Source organism: Streptomyces sp. NPDC001851, from assembly GCF_040297165.1.
Classification (GTDB): domain Bacteria; phylum Actinomycetota; class Actinomycetes; order Streptomycetales; family Streptomycetaceae; genus Streptomyces.
In genome coordinates this window covers 200173-219781 of record NZ_JBEOYR010000009.1, presented here as the reverse complement: position 1 = coordinate 219781, position 19609 = coordinate 200173, and the positions used below count along the sequence as shown (strand labels likewise).

The window sequence follows — 19609 nt, the reverse complement described above, 5'->3', positions numbered from 1 at the left end:
GCGCGTACGGGTAGCCGCAGGCCACCCACAGGGAGCCGCCGCCTTGCGGGAAGCCACGGGATCCTACGACGTCCGCCGGAAACCGCGCTCCCGTACGGGAAGCCGCCGACCTCCCTGCCGGAGCCGCCGACCCTCCCTGCCCGAAACGGTCAGCCCCGTACAGGGGAGGTGCGGGGCCCGCGCCACAGCCGTCGGCTACCGCCCGGGGAGCCGCCGCCCCCCTACCGGGAGCCGGCGGTCCGCCACGCCGGGCCGTCAGTCCTCCGTACCGGAAGCCGTCGCCTTCGAAGCCGTCGCCTTCTTGGCGGTCGTCTTCTTCGCCGTGGTCTTCTTCGCGGCCGCGGTCGTCTTCTTCGCCGCCGTCTTCTTGGCGGCGGTCTTCTTCGCCGGGGCCGTCTTCTTGGCCGCGGCCTTCTTCGCGGTCTTCTTGGCAGGGCTCTTCGCGCGCTTCTCGGCGAGCAGTTCGAAGCCACGCTCCGGAGTGATCGTTTCCACGCTGTCACCCGAGCGGAGGGTCGCGTTGGTCTCGCCGTCGGTGACGTACGGGCCGAAGCGGCCGTCCTTGACCACGACCGGCTTGCCGGACACCGGGTCCTCGCCCAGCTCCTTCAGCGGCGGCTTGGCGGCCGCGCGACCCCGCTGCTTGGGCTGGGCGTAGATCGCCAGCGCCTCCTCCAGCGTGATCGTGAAGAGCTGCTCCTCGGACTGCAGCGAGCGCGAGTCCGTGCCCTTCTTCAGGTACGGGCCGTAGCGGCCGTTCTGCGCGGTGATCTCCTGGCCCTCGGCGTCCGTGCCGACGACGCGCGGCAGCGACATCAGCTTCAGCGCGTCGTCCAGCGTCACCGTGTCGAGGGACATCGACTTGAAGAGCGAGGCCGTACGCGGCTTGACGGCGTTCTTGCCGGTCTTCGGGGTGCCCTCGGGGAGGATCTCCGTGACGTACGGGCCGTAGCGACCGGCCTTGGCGACGATCTGGTGGCCCGTCTGCGGGTCCGTGCCCAGCTCGAAGTCACCGCTCGGCTTGGCCAGCAGCTCCTCGGCCAGCTCGACGCTCAGCTCGTCCGGCGCCAGGTCGTCCGGGATGTCGGCGCGCTGGTGCTGCTCGGTGTCCTTCTCGCCGCGCTCGATGTACGGCCCGTAGCGGCCGACGCGGAGCACGATGCCGTTGCCCACCGGGAACGACGACACCTCGCGCGCGTCGATCGCGCCCAGGTCGGTCACCAGCTCCTTGAGGCCGCCGAGGTGGTCCCCGTCGCCGTTGCCGGCCTCGGCCGCACCACCGTGCCCGGTGCCCTCGCCGAAGTAGAAGCGCTTCAGCCACGGCACGGCCTTCGCCTCACCGGCCGCGATGCGGTCGAGGTCGTCCTCCATCTTGGCGGTGAAGTCGTAGTCGACGAGCCGCCCGAAGTGCTTCTCCAGGAGGTTGACGACGGCGAAGGAGAGGAAGGACGGGACGAGGGCCGTGCCCTTCTTGAAGACGTAGCCGCGGTCGAGGATCGTGCCGATGATCGACGCGTACGTCGACGGGCGGCCGATCTCGCGCTCTTCCAGCTCCTTGACCAGCGAGGCCTCGGTGTAGCGGGCCGGGGGCTTGGTGGCGTGCCCGTCGACCGTGATCTCCTCGGCGCTGAGGGCGTCACCCTCGCTGACCTGCGGCAGCCGGCGCTCGCGGTCGTCCAGCTCGGCGTTCGGGTCGTCGGCGCCCTCCACGTAGGCCTTCAGGAAGCCGTGGAAGGTGATCGTCTTGCCGGAGGCGCTGAACTCGACGTCCCGGCCGTCGGCGGCGGTGCCGCCGATCTTCACGGTGACGGAGTTGCCCGTGGCGTCCTTCATCTGGGAGGCGACGGTCCGCTTCCAGATCAGCTCGTAGAGCTTGAACTGGTCACCGGACAGGCCGGTCTCGGCGGGAGTGCGGAAACGATCACCCGAGGGGCGGATCGCCTCGTGTGCCTCCTGCGCGTTCTTGACCTTGGCGGCGTACGTGCGCGGCTGCGGGGGCAGATAGTCGGCGCCGTACAGCTGCGTGACCTGCGCGCGGGCCGCCGCGATCGCCGTGTCGCTCAGCGTCGTGGAGTCCGTACGCATGTACGTGATGTAGCCGTTCTCGTACAGCTTCTGCGCGATCTGCATGGTCGCCTTCGCGCCGAAGCCGAGCTTGCGGCTGGCCTCCTGCTGCAGCGTCGTCGTACGGAACGGGGCGTACGGCGAGCGGCGGTAGGGCTTGGACTCGACGGAGCGCACGGAGAAGCGGGTGTTCTCCAGGGCGGCGGCGAGGGCGCGGGCGGTCGCCTCGTCGAGGTGGAGGGTGTTCGCGCTCTTGAGTTGTCCCAGGGAGTCGAAGTCGCGGCCCTGCGCGACCCGCCTGCCGTCGACGGTCTGAAGGCGGGCGACCAGCGACGACGGGTCCGACGGGTCTCCTGCGCGGCCGGTCGCGAAGGTCCCCGTCAGGTCCCAGTACTCAGCAGAACGAAAAGCGATGCGCTCGCGTTCCCGCTCGACGACGAGACGGGTCGCGACGGACTGGACACGGCCGGCCGACAGGCGCGGCATGACCTTCTTCCACAGGACCGGTGAGACCTCGTAGCCGTAGAGGCGGTCGAGGATACGGCGGGTCTCCTGGGCGTCGACCAGCTTCTGGTTGAGCTGGCGCGGGTTGGCGACGGCTTCCCGGATCGCGTCCTTGGTGATCTCGTGGAAGACCATCCGCTTGACGGGGATCTTCGGCTTGAGGACCTCCTGGAGGTGCCAGGCGATGGCCTCGCCCTCCCTGTCCTCATCGGTGGCGAGGAACAGCTCGTCGGAGTCCTTCAGCAGGTCCTTGAGCTTCTTGACCTGTGCCTTCTTGTCGGCGTTGATCACATAGATCGGCTGGAAGTCATGGTCGACGTCCACACCGAGGCGGCGCACCTCGCCGGTGTACTTCTCGGGCACCTCGGCGGCGCCGTTGGGGAGGTCGCGGATGTGCCCGACGCTCGCTTCGACGACGTAGCCGGGGCCGAGATAGCCCTTGATCGTCTTCGCCTTGGCAGGCGACTCGACGATGACGAGTCGGCGGCCGCCCTGTGCGGTCTCGCTGGTCGGGGACAACTTCGCTCTTCTCTCCGGTCGACGCTGGGGCCTCCCCAGGCCTTGGTCCCGGGGGCACGGCGTGCTTCTGGCTCGTGTGATGCTGCGGAGTGTGACGGTACATCCCGCCCCCGTGTCAAACGGGAAAAGCCCACAACGGCCACTCGAACGGTAACCCGACTACCGCCATTCCTGCCGCCCGGAGTACCGGGTACCCCTTCCAGGCATGTCCGGAGCGTGACGCTCCCCTTACTCTCGCAGTGTTCCCGCCGCCGCGTCCCGCCGACGTCAGAGGCGGGTCAGGCAGTACACGGCGAGGGCCAGCGCGACCGTCCCGGCCACGCTCGCGAGGGCGGCCGATGCGATCGGGTTCACACCGTGGGCCACCGGCTCGCGACGCCTGAGGCGGGTCCCGGTCCAGGCCAGTACGGCACCCCCGAACAGGGCGAACACCATGCCCGTGAAGATCGCCGGCCCGCTCTCCATCCCCGCCCCGCCCTTTCCGTGCCGTCCGGCTCCGCCCAGCGCCGGAGACTGGCACGCGCCGGGGAAGAACGGACGACACCGGGGTGAACGGAAGGCCAACGTGATGCCGAACACGTGATCGAGCACCACCGCCGCACGGCGCACCTCCGTAGTTTTCCGGCCGTTTTCCCGGCACCGGCGCGTCCCGGCACCCGGCACCAGCCGGTTCCAGCCAGTGCCACCGGCATACGACGATGATCCGGGCGCCACCCCCAAGGGGGCCCGGAACGCCTACGCCCGCACCCGACACCCGGCATACCTCAGCCGCACCAGCCACCGTGCCCCGCCAGGCACCAAGCCCGGCGGACCGGCCACCGTCCGCCCGCCAAGCGCCGGGCCGGGCGGACGGTGGCCGGCGGAGACACGGCAACGGTGCGGTCCGCTCAGTTCGCCGGCTCCAGGAAGCCCTGTTCCACCAGGAGCCGGATCTGCGCGGGCGTCCGGTCGCGAAGCACCACCGGGTCCTCGTCGACGAGTTGGGCGATGGCGTCCAGGATGCGGCCCGCACTCAGCGTGCCGTCGCACACGCCCGCGAACCCCGCGCCGACCGTGTCCACCTTCGTGGCCCGGCGCATGCCGCGGTGCTGGCGCAGCACCACGTGCTCCGGGTCCTCGGCACCGGGCATCCCGACCTGCTCCTGGACCACTTCGACAGCGAGCTTGAAATGGCTGTCGAGCAGCGCCGCGTCGTCGTGCTCCCGGAGGTAGTCGAGTCGCTCGAAGTGTGCCCGGATCGCGTCCCCGAGGGGCTGCTCGACCGGGTGCGGCCACTCCTCCACGGTGATCGAGGGCTCCGCCGCCCCCGTCCTGCGCAGGGTGATCCAGCCGAAGCCGACGGCCTTGACCTTGCGTGCCTCGAACTCGTCGAGCCAGGCGTCGTAGCGGGCCTGGTAGTCCGCCGGGTCCCCGCGGTGGTCCCCGGCGTCCCTCAGCCACAGCTCGGCGTACTGCGTGACGTCCTGTACCTCGCGCTGCACGATCCAGGCATCGCACCCGCGCGGCACCCATGACCTGAGTCTGTCCTGCCAGTCCTCCCCTGCGACGTGCTGCCAGTTGGCGAGGAACTGCGCGAACCCGCCCTCGTTCAGCCGTTCCCCCGACCGCTGAACGAGCGAGCGGCACAGATCGTCCCCGCCCATGCCGCCGTCCCGGTACGTCAGGCGGGCACCGGGCGAGATGACGAAGGGCGGGTTGGAGACGATCAGGTCGAAGGTCTCGTCGTCCCGGACCGGCTCGAAGAGCGAGCCCTCGCGCAGGTCGGCGGCGGGCGCCCCGGAGAGCGCGAGCGTGAGCGCGGTGATGTGCAGCGCGCGCGGGTTGAGGTCGGTGGCCGTCACGCGCGTGGCGTGCTGGGCGGCGTGCAGCGCCTGGATGCCGGAGCCGGTGCCGAGGTCCAGGGCGGAGGCGACCGGCGTGCGGACCGTGATGCCGGCGAGGGTCGTGGAGGCACCGCCGACGCCCAGCACGACGCCTTCCTCCCGCTGTCCGATGCCGCCCGCGCCGCCGACCGCGCAGCCGAGGTCGGAGACGATGAACCAGTCCTCGCCGCCGGGGCCGCCGTAAGGCCGTACGTCCACGGTGGCGGCCACCTCGTCGCCGGCCACGCGCGTGAGCCAGCCGGCCTCCAGGGCCTCCTCGACGGGCAGAACGGCCGCCACGCGCGCGTGGGGCACCGGTTGCTGGAGCAGGAAGAGCCGTACGAGCGTCTCCAGCGGCGTGTCGCCGCGGGTCGCCCTCAGGGCGGGCACGGTCTCGCTGCGCGCCAGCGCCGCGTACGCGGGAGCGCCGAGCAGGTCGAGCAGCCCGTCGGCGGTGAAGGAGGCGGCCAGCAGCGCGTCCCGCAGGCGCGCGGCGGTGTCGGGCCGGTCGGAAGCGGGCAGGGAAGCGAGTCCGGAGTCAGTCACGCCCCCATTGTGGCCCGCTGCGCCTGCCGGGCGCGGCCCCAGCGCGCCTCACGCCCCCGGCTTCGGCGAGGCCTGCCGGCCGGTGCCGGGCGGGCCGCCCGAGAGAGGCGACCGGCTTCCCGTCGGGTGTGAACCGCCGGCCGCCGCGAGCCGCCGGCCGTGCACCACCCTCGTAAGCCGTCGCCGTGAGCCACCGCTCACGCGCCGCCCCATGACGGGCCGCGTCAGCCCGCCGACGACGAGGGGGCGGCCGACGCCGACGACGCGGCCTTCTTGCAGCTGGCCTGCTCGGCCATCGCCTTCTTGACGTCGCCCTGCTCCAGCCGCTTCAGCGCCTCCGTGCCGCTTTCGCTCTGCTTGCCGACCTCCCTGGTCTGGGTGGCGGCGACGTCCTTGAGGCCCTTGGCGAACTTGCCCTGGTCCTTGGTGTCGAGCCCGTCGACCTTCTTCTTCAGGGCGGCGTACGACGCGGAGAGACCGGCGAGGTTCTTGGCGGCGTCCTGCTGCCGCTTGGCGCCGTCGCCGACCCCGGGAGGGGCTCCGGCACCGTTGAGGGCGTCAGCGAGCGCCTTGTAGCCGTCGGACATGTCCTGGAAGGCCTGCGAGTAGGTCTTCTGGGCACTCTTGGGCGGCAGGTTGCTGTTGGTGGCGATGGCCGCGATCGACGCGTTCGCCGCCTTGATCTTGGCGTCCTGTGCGGGCACCGCGTCGCACACCGACTTGGCCCAGGCGACCAGCTTGGGGTCGGGCCCCTTGTCGCCGCCACCGCCGCCGCTGCTGCTGCTGCATCCCGACAGCGCCATCACGAGTACCGAACCGCCGGACAGTGCGGCCACGAGCTTCTTGTTCACCGGATTGGCCCCTTCCATGGCTCTCGGCCCACGGACCCTACACGGCGGACCCACACCCTCCGCACCCCGAACGCCCTCGGAGGCACCCTTTGTGACTCTTTGCACCATGCGAGAGAAGGCTCACCACACGGGCGAGCCCCCAGCCGCCCGCAGCCCCGCCCGAGACGCGCCCACAGCCGGCCCCGTGAACACGAACGGCGGGCGGCACGTCAGTACGCGCCGCCCGCCCGCCCGTTGAGCAGGGCTTCTCGAACAGAACCCGAGGTACGGCTACGAAACCACCGCCGTGTTCGCCGAGTTGGCGACCCGTTCGACGCTCTCCTCGTCGCCGACGGCGATTCCGCGCCGCTTGGACACGTACACGGCGACGACGATCACCAGGAGCGCGAGGATCGCGACCCCGATCCGTACACCGAGGTTCTTGTCGCTGCCGTAGGAGAACTTGATCACCGCGGGCGCGATGAGCAGCGAGACCAGGTTCATGACCTTGAGCAGCGGGTTGATCGCCGGTCCTGCGGTGTCCTTGAAGGGGTCGCCGACCGTGTCGCCGATCACCGTGGCCGCGTGGGCCTCGCTGCCCTTGCCGCCGTGATGGCCGTCCTCCACCAGCTTCTTGGCGTTGTCCCAGGCGCCACCGGAGTTGGCGAGGAACACCGCCATCAGCGTGCCCGCGCCGATCGCGCCGGCGAGGTAGGAACCCAGCGAGCCGACGCCGAGCGTGAACCCGACGAAGATCGGCGCCATGACGGCGAGCAGACCGGGCGTGGCCAGCTCCCTGAGGGCGTCCTTGGTGCAGATGTCGACGACCTTGCCGTACTCGGGCTTCTCGGTGAAGTCCATGATCCCGGGCTTCTCCCGGAACTGCCGCCGCACCTCGAACACCACCGAACCCGCCGAGCGGGACACGGCGTTGATGGCCAGTCCGGAGAAGAGGAAGACGACCGCCGCGCCCGCGATGAGGCCGACGAGGTTGCTGGGCTGCGAGATGTCCAGCGACAGACTCAGCGGCGCGCCCGGGCCGGTGAGCTTCGTCCCGACGGCCTGCACGTTGGTGGTGATCGCGTCGCGGTACGACCCGAACAGCGCCGACGCGGCGAGGACGGCGGTGGCGATGGCGATGCCCTTGGTGATGGCCTTGGTCGTGTTGCCGACCGCGTCCAGGTTGGTGAGCACCTGTGCGCCCGCGCCCACTACGTCGCCGGACATCTCGGCGATGCCCTGCGCGTTGTCGGAGACCGGCCCGAAGGTGTCCATGGCGACGATCACGCCGACCGTGGTGAGCAGGCCGGTGCCGGCCAGCGCTACCGCGAACAGCGCGAGCATGATCGACGTCCCGCCGAGCAGGAACGCCCCGTACACGCCGAGCCCGATGAGCAGCGCGGTGTAGACGGCGGATTCCAGGCCGACCGAGATGCCGGACAGGATGACGGTGGCCGGGCCGGTGAGCGAGGTCTTGCCGATGTCCCGCACCGGGCGGCGGTTGGTCTCGGTGAAGTAGCCGGTCAGCTGCTGGATGACGGCGGCGAGCAGGATGCCGATCGCCACCGCGACCAGGGCGAGGATCCGCGGGTCGCCGTCCTTGCCCCTGATCGCCGCCTCCGTGACCCCGTCGAGGGCGGAGTACTTCGACGGCAGGTAGACGAAGACCGCGACCGCGACCAGCGCGAGGGAGATCACCGCGGAGATGAAGAAGCCGCGGTTGATCGCGGTCATGCCGCTGCGGTCGGCGCGGCGGGGCGCGACCGCGAAGATGCCGATCATCGCCGTGATGACGCCGATGGCGGGCACCAGCAGCGGGAACGCCAGTCCGGAGTCGCCGAAGGCGGCCTTGCCGAGGATCAGCGCGGCCACCAGGGTCACGGCGTACGACTCGAAGAGGTCGGCCGCCATGCCCGCGCAGTCGCCGACGTTGTCGCCCACGTTGTCGGCGATGGTCGCGGCATTGCGCGGGTCGTCCTCCGGAATGCCCTGCTCGACCTTGCCGACCAGGTCGGCGCCGACGTCGGCGGCCTTGGTGAAGATGCCGCCGCCCACCCGCATGAACATGGCGATCAGGGCGGCGCCGAGGCCGAAGCCCTCCAGCACCTTCGGCGCGTTGGCCGCGTACACCAGCACCACGCAGGAGGCGCCCAGCAGGCCGAGCCCCACCGTGAACATGCCGACGACGCCGCCCGTGCGAAATGCGATCTTCATCGCGGTGTGCGAGACGCTGGTGAGATCCTTTTCCGGTTCTCCTGGTGCCGGTGTGGCCTCCCGGGCCGCCGCGGCGACCCGCACATTGCTGCGCACGGCCAGCCACATGCCGATATAGCCGGTGGCCGCCGAGAACGCCGCACCGATCAGGAAGAACACCGATCGACCGGCACGCTGATTCCAGTCGTCCGCGGGCAGCAGCATGAGCAGGAAGAAGACGACGACAGCGAATACGCCGAGCGTGCGCAGCTGCCGGGCGAGATACGCCTTCGCACCTTCCTGGACCGCCTCGGCGATCCGCTTCATGCTGTCGGTGCCCTCGCCCGCGGCCAGCACCTGGCGCACCAGGATCCCCGCCACCACCAGCGCGGCCAGGGCGACCGCCGCGATGGCGGCCACGATGATCCGGTTGTCGTCGGTCAGAACCGCTGCTGCGAGAGATGTGGGGTGATCCGACTGAGGGATGGAAAGCCCCGCCATTCGTCCTCCTTGACGCTTGGGCTGAGCTCAAGATGTGGACGGATTCTAGGTACCCCGGAGTGATCTCAACAGAGCGCGGTAAGCGGAATTAGCCTCCACCGGCTCATTAGTAGTGATCGAGATCCCGCCACTCCACCCGAATGGAGTAATGCCCTGAAGGCATTGGTGAATGATCGCGGATGATCGTGAATTCCTTCACGAATTCGGGAGGGCGTCTCATTCGTGTGAGAAAAACACCGAGGGCCCTGCCAGGCAGGGCCCTCGTGAGGTGGTGCGACGGCGTCAGAGAAGTGCCGCGGCCGGCGGTGCGGTCGGCCAGGTCATCCGGATCAGGCCGCCGTCCTGTCCGGTGGTGACCTCCACGTCGTCGACGAGGCCGCTGATGACCGCGAGGCCCATCTCGTCCTCCTCGATCTCCGCCTCGGCGCCCTGCGCGCCGGGCGTGTCGCCCGGCGTGGCGTGCGGCGCCTCGTCGCCGACCTCGATGGAGAACTGTTTCTCCTCCTCGATCAGCGCCACCTTCACGGGCGCGCTGATGCCGCTGCTCTGGTGGAGTCCGACGGCACGGGAGCAGGCTTCGCCGACGGCGAGCCGGACCTCGTCGAGGACGGCCTCGTCCACTCCGGCCCTGCGTGCCACCGCGGCCGCCACCAGCCGGGCGGTCCGGACGTGCTCGGGCAGCGCGCTGAAGCGGAGTTCGACGATGGCCATGCATCCCCCTCGCGACTACGGGCGTGCGGTCGGGGGCGGGGCCGCCGTGAGCCCGCACCCCCTGGTGTGCTTCTGTGCCCGGGCCACTTCATCGGCCCGGCCGGAACCGCCCGGCGTCCGGGCCCCGTCGGGAGCCCGGCGCCGGTGACGGGTCCTGGGTCAGTCGGTGGCCGCCACCGCTTCATCGACCGAGGTGTGGATCGGAAACACCTTGGTGAGGCCGGTGATGCGGAAGATCTTGAGAATGCGCTCCTGGTTGCAGACCAGGCGCAGCGAGCCCTCATGGGCACGCACTCGCTTCAGGCCGCCGACCAGTACGCCGAGCCCGGTGGAGTCGAGGAAGTCCACGCCCTCCATGTCCACGACGAGGTGGAAATTCCCGTCGTTCACCAGCTCGACCAGCTGCTCGCGCAGCTTGGGCGCGGTGTATACATCGATTTCGCCACCGACCTCGACGACCGTGCGATCGCCGACGGTACGGGTCGACAGGGACAGGTCCACGGATCCTCCAGCACCTTGCTATCGAGCGGTCGCCCCTCGGGCACCCGACTTGCGGCCCCCGGGACGCATCGCCAGCCGCGATGGCATTCAATCACTTACCGGCAGGCGTGCACGACGCCTTGGCTCCATTGTCCGTCACGCCAGTGACACACTCGGTGCCGATGGCCAAGAATCACCGATCCGATCGATCCCCGGCGGACCCGGCGTCCCGCCCGTCTCCGGGCGTGGTCCTGGACCGGCTCGCCTCGGGGCCGAGCCGGTCTGCGCGCATCACTCATACGGAGCACTTGCCCCCGCGCGCGGGCCGCCATGCCGTCTGGCCTGACCGGATTCGGTCCGAGGTGATCGCGGCCGTCCAGGCGTGCGGCATCGAGCACCCGTGGGCGCACCAGGCGCTGGCCGCCGAGCACGCCCTGGACGGCGACTCCGTGGTGGTCGCCACCGGCACCGCGTCGGGCAAGTCCCTGGCGTACCTCGTTCCCGTCCTGTCCACCCTCCTGGACGGCTCACAGGCGCCGAACGGCCGCGGGGCCACCGCCCTCTACCTGGCCCCCACCAAGGCGCTCGCGGCGGATCAGTGCCGGTCGGTGAAGGAACTTTCACAACCTCTGGGCACCGCCGTGCGCCCGGCCGTGTACGACGGCGACACCCCGTTCGAGGAACGGGAGTGGATCCGCCAGTACGCCAACTACGTCCTCACCAACCCCGACATGCTGCACCGCGGGATACTCCCCTCCCACCCGCGCTGGTCCTCCTTCCTGAAATCGCTCAGGTACGTCGTCATCGACGAGTGCCACACCTACCGGGGCGTCTTCGGCTCGCACGTGGCCCAGGTGCTGCGCCGGCTGCGCCGCCTGTGCGCCCGCTACGGCACCTCACCCGTGTTCCTGCTGGCCTCGGCGACCGCCGCCGAGCCCGCCGTCGCCGCCCGCCGGCTGACCGGGCTGCCGGTGACCGAGGTCGCCGACGACGCCTCCCCGCGCGGCGAACTCGTCTTCGCCCTCTGGGAACCCCCGCTCACCGACCTGCACGGCGAGCGGGGCGCACCCGTACGGCGCACCGCCACCGCCGAGACCGCCGATCTGCTGACCGACCTGACGGTGCAGGGCGTGCGCTCGGTCGCCTTCGTACGGTCCCGGCGCGGCGCCGAGCTGATCTCGGTGATCGCCCAGGAGAAGCTCGCCGAGGTCGACCGCTCCCTGGTCCGGCGTGTCGCGGCCTACCGCGGCGGCTACCTCCCCGAGGAGCGCCGCGCCCTGGAACGCGCCCTGCACTCCGGCGACCTTCTCGGCCTGGCCGCCACGACGGCCCTGGAGCTGGGCGTGGACGTCTCCGGTCTGGACGCCGTGGTGATCGCCGGCTATCCGGGCACGCGCGCGTCCCTGTGGCAGCAGGCGGGCCGCGCGGGCCGCTCCGGACAGGGCGCGCTCGCCGTGCTGGTGGCCCGCGACGACCCGCTGGACACCTTCCTGGTCCACCACCCCGAGGCCCTGTTCGACCAGCCGGTGGAATCGACCGTCCTCGACCCGGACAACCCCTACGTCCTCGCCCCGCACCTGTGCGCCGCCGCCGCGGAACTCCCGCTGTCCGAGGAGGACCTGGACCTCTTCGGCCCCGCCTGCGCGGACGTACTGCCGCAGCTGGAGGCCGCGAAGCTGCTCCGCCGGCGGACGAAGGCCTGGCACTGGACGCGCCGGGAGCGGGCCGCCGACCTGACCGACATCCGCGGCGCGGGCGGGCGCCCGGTGCAGGTCGTCGAGTCCGGCACGGGCCGGCTGCTCGGCACGGTCGACGCGGGCGCCGCGCACTCCACGGTCCACGAGGGCGCGGTCCACCTGCACCAGGGCCGCACCTACCTGGTGCGCCGGCTGGACCTGGAGGACGCGGTGGCCCTGGTCGAGCAGGCCGACCCGCCGTACTCCACGGTCGCCCGCGACACCACGTCGATCTCCATCCTGGAGACGGACACCGAGATCCCGTGGGGCGCGGCCCGCCTCTGCTACGGCTCGGTCGAGGTCACCAACCAGGTGGTCTCCTACCTCCGCCGACGCGTCATCACCGGTGAAGTGCTGGGCGAGACGAAACTCGACCTCCCCCCTCGTACGCTGCGCACCCGCGCGGTGTGGTGGACGGTCACCGAGGACCAGCTGGACGAGGCCCGGATCATCCCGGAGATCCTCGGCGGCTCCCTGCACGCCGCCGAGCACGCCTCGATCGGCATGCTGCCCCTGTTCGCGACCTGCGACCGCTGGGACATCGGCGGCGTGTCCGTGCCCCTGCACCCCGACACGCTCCTGCCCACGGTCTTCGTGTACGACGGCCACCCGGGCGGCGCGGGCTTCGCCGAGCGGGCCTTCCACACCGCCCGCGCCTGGCTCACCGCCACCCGTGAGGCGATCGCCTCCTGCGAGTGCGAGGCCGGCTGCCCCTCCTGCATCCAGTCCCCCAAGTGCGGCAACGGCAACGATCCCTTGCACAAGCGGGGTGCGGTGCGGCTTCTCACGGTGCTCCTGCGGGGAGCGCCGGAGGAGAAGCCGGACGGGGAGAGCCGGGTGCCCTCAGAGGACCCCGAGAGCCTGGACGGGACGGCTCCGGGGCGGGCGCCCCGCGGTTGAGGGCGTCCGGTGCCGGGCCCGCCGGCCCGGCTCTGGCCCTGACTTCCGCCGCGAACGGTCCTCTTCCCGCGGCCGCCGTCACGTCCGAGGTCTCGCCGGCGATCGTGCACCGCACCAGCCGCACCCCGTCGGCTGCCGCCGTCTTCTCCGCCCGTGCGCAGGCCGCCGCACCGCCCTCGGTCCAGTGGGCCGCCGCCGCGAGGGCCGCCAGGTCCGCGCCGCCGGCCGCCCGGTGCCGGACCACGACGGCCTGTCCGAGCGCGAGCACGGCGCCGAACACCGCGCACAGCACGGCGATCACTCCCAGGCTCCACACGGTGGCGGACCCCCGGTCGGAGTTCCGCCGGTCGTGCGCCGCACCCCTCACCGCACCTCCCCTCGCCACGCCTCGCCTCATGGCCCCGCCTCCCCGGCCCCCGTGGTGTCCTCGGCCGGCGCGACGGCCTCCTCCCGCACCTCGAACGGCAGTCCGCTCAGCACCGGCGGCCTGGCCACCACCGTCACCCGGACCTGGTCGCCCTCGCGCCCGACCGTCACCCGAGCCCCGCGCGGCGCCGCCTGCCGGGTCACCGTCTCGACCGCGTCCGCCGGATCCTGGCGGGCGGCGGCCCGGGCGCCCACACGGGCGGCGTCCACGCACTGGATCCGTGCGGCCACCGCAAGCAGCCCCCAGACCAGCGCCATGGTGAACGCCACCAGTACGCAGAGCACCACGGCCGCCTCCGCGGTGACGAACCCCCGGTCCGCGCGTCGCTCACATCCGCGCACTGAGGGCCTTCTTCACGATGTCCTGAAGCTCCGTCCGGACCTGGCCGCTGGTGACGACCTCGTAGAGCAGCAACGCGAACCCGACGGCCGCGATGATGCCCATCGCGTACTCGGACGTCACCATTCCGGCGTCCGCGCGGCACTTCCGCCGCAGCCGCACCGCCGCTTGCTCGGTCTTCTTGCTCATTCCAACCCCCGTGAGGTTCAGGTCTTCCGTGGTTCTGTTCGCCTGCTCAGGCTTGTCGTGCTCGTCCGTCCTCGTACGCCTCACCTGCCTCCCATCACCCTGCCCGCCAGGCCGATCACGACGGGCAGCACACCGACCGCGATGAAGGCGGGCAGGAAGCACAGGCCCACCGGCGCGGACATCAGTACGGCCGCGCGGCGGGCACGGGCCGTCGCGGTGCGGGCCCACTGGGCGCGTGCGTCGGAGGCGAGACGGGCGGCCGGGCCCGCCGCCGGGAGCCCGGACTCGTCGGCGCGCTGCAGCAGCCGGGCCAGGGCTCCGGCGCCGGGCAGCTCGGCCAAACACCGCCAGGCATCCGCCGGTTCACCACCGAGCCGTACCTCCGCCGCGCCCCGCGCCAGCGCCTCCCCGACGTGTCCGCCGAGCGCCTCCCCCACCGCCTGGGCCGCCGGCACCGGCCCCGCACCGGCCGCGATGCAGGCGGCCAGCAGGTCGGCGGCGAGCGGGAGCTGGCGCGCGGCTGCGGCGGTGTCGACCGGCTCAGTACGACCGGCCGCCGACTGGCGGCTGCGCCATCGCCACAGCACCACACCGGCTACCAGGCCCAGCGCGGCCCCGGTCACGCCACCGACCAGAACCCACGCCCCGCACGCCGCTCCGGCCGGCGGCAGCCACCGCCGTACCGCGCCCGCCGGCGTGAACCTCCGCCTCGCGGCCGTGACGTCCCGGCCCAGCAGCTCGGCCACCCGACGCCGCGTCCGACGCCGCCGGACCAGATGCAGCCGCCGAACCGCCCAGCCGAGAGCCAGTGCCACGACCCCGGCCATCCCCAGCCTGTGGACAAGTTCCCCGCTCATACCGCCCGCTCTCCCCCCGTCTGCCGGACCGCGCACCCCACCGCACGCCGCGCACCCCACACCGTTCGCCCGCTCATCGCGGGCCACTTCCGGCGAGCCGCCCCGCATGTCGTGTCCGCACGCCGCTCTCCCCTCCTCGTCTCCGGCCACTTCCCGCACGCCCCCGGCCGCGCGCCCGCTCACACCGCTCCCCGCACGATCCGCACGGCCCACCACAGCCCGGCTGCCTCGAACGCCGATCCGGTCGCCAGGCAGCCGAGGCCGGCGCCGGTGTGCAGGAGTACGCGGAGCGGGTCCGCGCCCATGGCCGTGCCGAGGAGCAGACCGAGGGCGGGCAGTACGGCGAGCAGCACGGTGGTCGCCCGAGCGCCCGCCAACTGTGCGCGGAGATCGGCGCGCTGGTCCCGCTCCGCGCGCAGGGCCGCGTCCAGCCGGTCCAGACCCGCCGCCAGTCCCGCGCCCTGGTCCACGGCCACCCGCCAGCACGCGGCCAGCCCGAGCAGGCCCTCCGCACCCGGCTGCCGGGCCGCCGCGGCGAGCGCGCCGGGCACGTCCCCGCCGAACCGCGCGGCCGCGACCACGGCCGCCTGCGCCTCACCGAGCCCGCCGGAATCCCGCGCGGCCCGCAGCAGCGCCTCGCCCGGCTGCCGTCCGGCGCGCACTTCCCCGGCGAGGGCCCCGCACAGGGCGATCACCGTGTCCGCCCGCCGCTCGCGGACGCGCCGGGCCCGGTGGGCCAGCCGTACCCGGCGCAGCACCGGGACCCCGGCCGCGCCCGCGACCACCGGAATCGGCGAGGTCCCCAGCAGCCCGAGCAGCAGACCGGCCGCGAGCGCCCACCACTCGGGGCCCAACCGGCCGCGCAGCCGCCGCAGTTCCGCGAGGGCCTGGTCCCAGGCGGGCGGGCCGGTCGCCACCACTCCGCCGCCCGCGAGCAGCAGCCGCGCCCGCCGCATCCCGTAGTGCCGGCCGCCCAGCAGCCAGGCCAGCGCACCGAGACAGACCAGCGCCGCCCCCATCGACGTCCCACCGGTCACTTCCGCCACCTCTCTCCGCCGTCCCCGAGCTCGCCCGCCGCGTCCAGGAGGTGCCGCAGCCGCTCCCAGCCCCGCTCCCGCAGGAAGGCCCGCTCGCCCCACCGCAGCGCCGGCACCGTGTGGACCAACCCCGTGGCGTCCCGCTCCAGCACATGCACCTCGGCGATCCGGCGCCGCCCGGACCGGTCCCGCAGAAGGTGCAGGACCACGGAGAGCGCGGCCGCCAGCTGGCTGTGCAGCGCGGCCCGGTCCAGTCCCGCGGCCGTGGCCAGCGCCTCCAGGCGGGCCGGCACATCCGCGGCGGCGTTGGCGTGGATCGTGCAACAGCCGCCCTCATGGCCGGTGTTGAGAGCCGCGAGCAGATGCACGACCTCCGGGCCGCGGACCTCTCCGACGACGAGCCGGTCGGGGCGCATCCGCAGCGCCTGCCGGACGAGGTCCTCCAGGGTGACCAGGCCGGCCCCCTCCTGGTTGGCTGGCCGGGTCTCCAGCCGGACGACATGCGGGTGGTCCGGTCGCAGCTCGGCCGAGTCCTCGGCGAGGACGATCCGCTCGCCCGCGCCGACCAGGCCCAGCAGGGCGCTGAGCAAGGTCGTCTTGCCGCTTCCGGTGCCGCCGCTGACCAGGAAGGACAGCCGGGCCGCCAGCAGCGCCCGCAGGATCCCCTCGCCGCCGGGTGGCACCGTGCCGGCCTCGACCAGCTCCTCCAGCGTGAAGGCCCGGGGCCGTACGACCCTGAGGGCCAGGCAGGTGCAGCCGACGGCGACCGGGGGCAGCACAGCGTGCAGCCGGGTCCCGTCGGGCAGCCGGGCGTCCGCCCACGGCCGGGCGTCGTCCAGCCGTCGTCCGGCCACGGCGGCCAGCCGCTGCGCGAGGCGTCGTACGGCCGCCGCGTCGGGGAAGGTCACCGCGGTCAGCTCCAGTCCGCCGCCGCGGTCGACCCACACCCGGTCCGGGGCGGACACCAGGACGTCGGTGACGTCCGGGTCGGCGAGCAGCGGCTCCAGAGGACCGGCGCCGACGAGTTCGGACCTCAGCTGCCGGGCCGCGCCGAGGACCTCGGCGTCGCCGAGTACCCGGCCCTGTTCGCGCAGCGCCTGCGCCACGCGCGCGGGGGTGGGTTCGGCGCCGCTCTCGGCCAGTCGGCGCCGCACGCCGTCGAGCAGGGCGGCGCCGTCCGCGCGGTCGAGTCCGGGGTGGATCATCGCGGGCCTCCCGCCTCGACCAGCGCCCGCTCCCAGAAGTTCACGCAGAAGCGGGCGAGCGGGCCGCGTGCGGTCGCGCCCGGCGGTTTCGCGCCGCCCCGCGGGTGCAGCAGCGGCGGTTCGACCGGGACCTCGCCGGCCAGCGGCAGGCCGAGCAGGCGGGCCACCTCCTGGTCGTCCAGACCCGGTGCGTACGGCCCGCGCACCGCCACGCGCAGGTCGCGCACGACCATGCCGACAGCGGAGGCGACCCGCCCGGCGGCCGCGACCGCGCGCAGCTCGGCGGGGACGACGAGCAGCGCCATGTCGAGCTGGGCGAGGGCTTCGGCGACCCCGTCGTCGAGGCGGCGGGGCAGGTCAACCACGACCGTGCCGCCGCGCCGCCGGGCGGCGGCGAGCACCGCGCGCACCGCCTGCGGCGGGATGGCGACGCAGTCGCCGCGGTCCCAGCTCAGCACCCGGAGGGAGTGCAGTTCGGGCAGCGACTCCTCCAGGGCGCCGCCGCCGACCCGGCCGCGGGAGGCGGCGAAGGCGGGCCAGCGCAGTCCGTCGGTGCTCTCACCGCCGAGGAGTACGTCGAGTCCGCCGCCGAGCGGATCGGCGTCCACGAGGAGGGTGCGCAGGCCCTCGCGCGCGGAGGTGACGGCGAGCGCGCACGCGAGCGTGGAGGCGCCGGCCCCGCCCCGGCCGCCGATCACCCCGACGGTGAGGGCGGGGCGGCCGACTCCCTCGGCGACGTCGGCGATCCGGTCGACCAGCCACTGTTCGCCGTCGGGCAGCATCAGGACGTGGTCGGCGCCGATCTCGACGGCGCGTTTCCACACCCCCGGGTCGTCCTGGTCACGGCCGACCAGCACGACTCCGCGCCGGCGCGTGGCCCCGCCGAGCCGGCGTGCGGCGTCGTCGCCGACGAGCACCAGCGGGGCCGTTTCCCAGCCGTCGCCGTGTTCCGGTACGCCGTGGTGGACCTCGGGTGTGGCGCCCGCGGCCGCGCACAGGCGCAGCAGGTCGTCCAGGATTTCGGCGTCCTCGGTGACGATGAGCGGCCGGCCCGGCCGGTCTCCGCTGCCGGGCGGCGGGTCGTGGGTGATGGCTGCGGTCACGTGTGTTCCCCCTTCGCTGCATGGGCCGCGCAGCCCCTGCCGCCACGCGATTCCCAAAGGTGTGAAGAACCGGCAAGCGGTCCCCCATATGAACGGCCGGCGGAAACCGGCCACACGCGCTCCGGCAATCGGAACGGGCCATGAACTCGCCATGGCCCGAGCGCGTGGGAATCACGGTGCAGCGATCCGCGAAATCAGGTGGATCTTGGTCGAAAACTGTGGACAACTCGGTGGCTGTGAATATCGCCATCACCCATACCGGTGATGGGTGTACTGATGCCCGTGCGACTTCCACAGCGCAGCACGATGATTACCGTGAGTGACGGAGCGTAGGCCGGTCGACGCGGCGGCCGGGGTGGCAGGACGCCGGGACCGCAGCCGTGCGGAAGACGGGGGGAGGGAGGGGAAAACCCATCCGGACATGCGACGACCCCCGCCGGGGGGGAGAGCGGGGGTCGTCTCCACGGCCGACTCGGGGGGGGAGGAGCCGGACCGGGTTAGCACGGTCGCGAACGATCCGTGACTTCCATGGTGTACCCGAGAGCCCTCTCAGGCAAACCCACGCGCTCACCTTACGCCGAATGGGCTGCACCTATGCTCTGGGACGTGGAAAACCACTCCTTGCCCCGCGCAGCAGCCTTCTTTGACCTGGACAAGACGGTCATTGCGAAGTCGAGCACGCTCACCTTCAGCAAGTCCTTCTACCAAGGCGGACTGATCAACCGCAGGGCCGCGCTGCGCACCGCATACGCCCAGTTCGTCTTCCTGGCGGGCGGCCTGGACCACGACCAGATGGAGCGCATGCGCGAGTATCTGTCCGCCATGTGCCGCGGCTGGAACGTGCAGCAGGTCCGGGAGATCGTCGCCGAGACCCTGCACGACCTCATCGACCCGATCATCTACGACGAGGCCGCCTCCCTCATCGAGGAGCACCACACGGCCGGGCGGGACGTGGTGATCGTGTCGACGTCGGGCGCCGAGGTGGTGGAGCCCGTCGGCGAGCTGCTCGGCGCGGACCGGGTGGTCGCGACGCGCATGGTCGTCGGCGAGGACGGCTGCTTCACCGGAGAGGTGGAGTACTACGCCTACGGCCCGACCAAGGCCGAGGCGATCCGGGAGCTGGCCGTGTCCGAGGGCTACGACCTCGACCGCTGCTACGCCTACAGCGACTCCGCGACCGATCTGCCGATGCTCCAGGCGGTCGGGCATCCGCACGCGGTGAACCCGGACCGCGCGCTGCGCCGCGAGGCACTCGCACGGGGGTGGCCGGTCCTGGAGTTCCGCCGGCCGGTCCCGCTCAAGAAGCGGCTGCCGACGTTCTCGGTACCGCCCCGCCCGGCGCTGGTCGCGGCGGCTGCCGTGGGAGCGGCGGCCGCGACCGCGGGGCTCGTCTGGTACGCCAGCCGGCGCCGGAGCACCGCCTGAGCCGGAGCGGTGCCTGAGCCGGAGCACCGCCGGAACCGGAGCGCCGCCGGAGCTGCGCCCGTTTCGCCCTCGTTTGAACCTGAAAGTAAAGAACGGAAGGCAGGGCTTCCGCTTCCCCCCGTCTCGCGGTACAAAGGCCTTAGGCCCGCGAGACCAAAGGACATCCGAGAGGATCCCCTAC

General features: G+C 72.5%; 16 protein-coding genes. 2 read left to right on the top strand and 14 right to left on the bottom strand.

The features are described 5' to 3' along the window. Positions 1-255: 255 nt before the first annotated feature. The 7 genes from topA to bldG form a co-directional block, all read right to left on the bottom strand. Complete coding sequence (gene topA / locus ABT171_RS15900) at positions 256-3087, bottom strand: type I DNA topoisomerase (RefSeq protein WP_351243958.1); 2832 nt, start codon at positions 3085-3087, stop codon at positions 256-258. Positions 3088-3354: 267 nt separating this feature from the next. Further along, entirely contained in the window at positions 3355-3552 is a 198-nt protein-coding gene (locus tag ABT171_RS15895) for a hypothetical protein (protein ID WP_351243956.1), read from the bottom strand. 422 nt (positions 3553-3974) lie between these two features. Continuing rightward, a complete protein-coding gene (locus ABT171_RS15890; protein ID WP_351243954.1) occupies positions 3975-5495 on the bottom strand; it encodes a DUF7059 domain-containing protein in 1521 nt (506 codons plus the stop codon). Positions 5496-5719: 224 nt separating this feature from the next. Further along, positions 5720-6346 (bottom strand): small secreted protein, encoded by a 627-nt coding sequence (locus ABT171_RS15885; protein ID WP_351243952.1) that lies wholly within the window; start codon positions 6344-6346, stop codon positions 5720-5722. A gap of 270 nt (positions 6347-6616) precedes the next feature. Further along, positions 6617-9019: a sodium-translocating pyrophosphatase gene (locus tag ABT171_RS15880; RefSeq protein WP_351243950.1), complete on the bottom strand. Its 2403-nt coding sequence runs from the start codon at positions 9017-9019 to the stop codon at positions 6617-6619. A gap of 282 nt (positions 9020-9301) precedes the next feature. Beyond that, positions 9302-9730, bottom strand: coding sequence for an ATP-binding protein (locus ABT171_RS15875; RefSeq protein ID WP_351243948.1), 429 nt, complete (start codon positions 9728-9730; stop codon positions 9302-9304). A gap of 159 nt (positions 9731-9889) precedes the next feature. Further along, positions 9890-10231 carry an anti-sigma factor antagonist BldG gene (gene bldG, locus ABT171_RS15870; protein ID WP_009189842.1) on the bottom strand — a complete coding sequence of 114 codons (342 nt, stop codon included), beginning with the start codon at positions 10229-10231 and terminating at the stop codon, positions 9890-9892. Positions 10232-10311: 80 nt separating this feature from the next. Here bldG and ABT171_RS15865 point away from each other — a divergent pair, with 80 nt between their 5' ends. Then, positions 10312-12846 carry a DEAD/DEAH box helicase gene (locus ABT171_RS15865; RefSeq protein ID WP_351243947.1) on the top strand — a complete coding sequence of 845 codons (2535 nt, stop codon included), beginning with the start codon at positions 10312-10314 and terminating at the stop codon, positions 12844-12846. Here ABT171_RS15865 and ABT171_RS15860 read toward each other — a convergent pair. From ABT171_RS15860 to ssd, 7 genes are all read right to left on the bottom strand, one after another. Next, positions 12731-13243: an Rv3654c family TadE-like protein gene (locus ABT171_RS15860; protein WP_351243946.1), complete on the bottom strand. Its 513-nt coding sequence runs from the start codon at positions 13241-13243 to the stop codon at positions 12731-12733. The two genes, ABT171_RS15865 and ABT171_RS15860, sit on opposite strands and share 116 nt — an antisense overlap. Further along, entirely contained in the window at positions 13240-13614 is a 375-nt protein-coding gene (locus ABT171_RS15855) for a TadE family type IV pilus minor pilin (protein ID WP_351243944.1), read from the bottom strand. The genes ABT171_RS15860 and ABT171_RS15855 overlap by 4 nt, the downstream gene beginning before the upstream one ends. Beyond that, positions 13601-13801 carry a DUF4244 domain-containing protein gene (locus ABT171_RS15850; protein WP_351243942.1) on the bottom strand — a complete coding sequence of 67 codons (201 nt, stop codon included), beginning with the start codon at positions 13799-13801 and terminating at the stop codon, positions 13601-13603. The genes ABT171_RS15855 and ABT171_RS15850 overlap by 14 nt, the downstream gene beginning before the upstream one ends. An 80-nt stretch (positions 13802-13881) precedes the next feature. Beyond that, on the bottom strand, positions 13882-14658 hold the full coding sequence (locus ABT171_RS15845; RefSeq protein WP_351243940.1) for a type II secretion system F family protein: 777 nt from the start codon (positions 14656-14658) through the stop codon (positions 13882-13884). Between the two features lie 179 nt (positions 14659-14837). Next, complete coding sequence (locus tag ABT171_RS15840; RefSeq protein WP_351244140.1) at positions 14838-15677, bottom strand: type II secretion system F family protein; 840 nt, start codon at positions 15675-15677, stop codon at positions 14838-14840. A gap of 14 nt (positions 15678-15691) precedes the next feature. Continuing rightward, on the bottom strand, positions 15692-16900 hold the full coding sequence (locus ABT171_RS15835) for a TadA family conjugal transfer-associated ATPase (protein ID WP_351243938.1): 1209 nt from the start codon (positions 16898-16900) through the stop codon (positions 15692-15694). Then, entirely contained in the window at positions 16897-18003 is a 1107-nt protein-coding gene (ssd, locus tag ABT171_RS15830) for a septum site-determining protein Ssd (RefSeq protein ID WP_351243936.1), read from the bottom strand. The genes ABT171_RS15835 and ssd overlap by 4 nt, the downstream gene beginning before the upstream one ends. Positions 18004-18597: 594 nt before the next feature. Here ssd and ABT171_RS15825 point away from each other — a divergent pair. After that, positions 18598-19428 (top strand): HAD family hydrolase, encoded by an 831-nt coding sequence (locus ABT171_RS15825; protein WP_351243934.1) that lies wholly within the window; start codon positions 18598-18600, stop codon positions 19426-19428. The last annotated feature ends 181 nt before the right edge of the window (positions 19429-19609 follow it).

Bases quoted from the DNA above. Each gene is read 5' to 3' on its own strand.
- ABT171_RS15860 (WP_351243946.1), bottom strand. From the start codon at position 13,243: ATGAGGCGAGGCGTGGCGAGGGGAGGTGCGGTGAGGGGTGCGGCGCAC.
- ABT171_RS15895 (WP_351243956.1), bottom strand. From the start codon at position 3,552: ATGGAGAGCGGGCCGGCGATCTTCACGGGCATGGTGTTCGCCCTGTTC.
- ABT171_RS15835 (WP_351243938.1), bottom strand. From the start codon at position 16,900: ATGATCCACCCCGGACTCGACCGCGCGGACGGCGCCGCCCTGCTCGAC.
- ABT171_RS15840 (WP_351244140.1), bottom strand. From the start codon at position 15,677: ATGGGGGCGGCGCTGGTCTGTCTCGGTGCGCTGGCCTGGCTGCTGGGC.
- ABT171_RS15880 (WP_351243950.1), bottom strand. From the start codon at position 9,019: ATGGCGGGGCTTTCCATCCCTCAGTCGGATCACCCCACATCTCTCGCA.
- ABT171_RS15875 (WP_351243948.1), bottom strand. From the start codon at position 9,730: ATGGCCATCGTCGAACTCCGCTTCAGCGCGCTGCCCGAGCACGTCCGG.
- ABT171_RS15825 (WP_351243934.1), top strand. From the start codon at position 18,598: ATGCTCTGGGACGTGGAAAACCACTCCTTGCCCCGCGCAGCAGCCTTC.
- ABT171_RS15865 (WP_351243947.1), top strand. From the start codon at position 10,312: ATGGCATTCAATCACTTACCGGCAGGCGTGCACGACGCCTTGGCTCCA.
- ABT171_RS15845 (WP_351243940.1), bottom strand. From the start codon at position 14,658: ATGAGCGGGGAACTTGTCCACAGGCTGGGGATGGCCGGGGTCGTGGCA.
- ABT171_RS15850 (WP_351243942.1), bottom strand. From the start codon at position 13,801: ATGAGCAAGAAGACCGAGCAAGCGGCGGTGCGGCTGCGGCGGAAGTGC.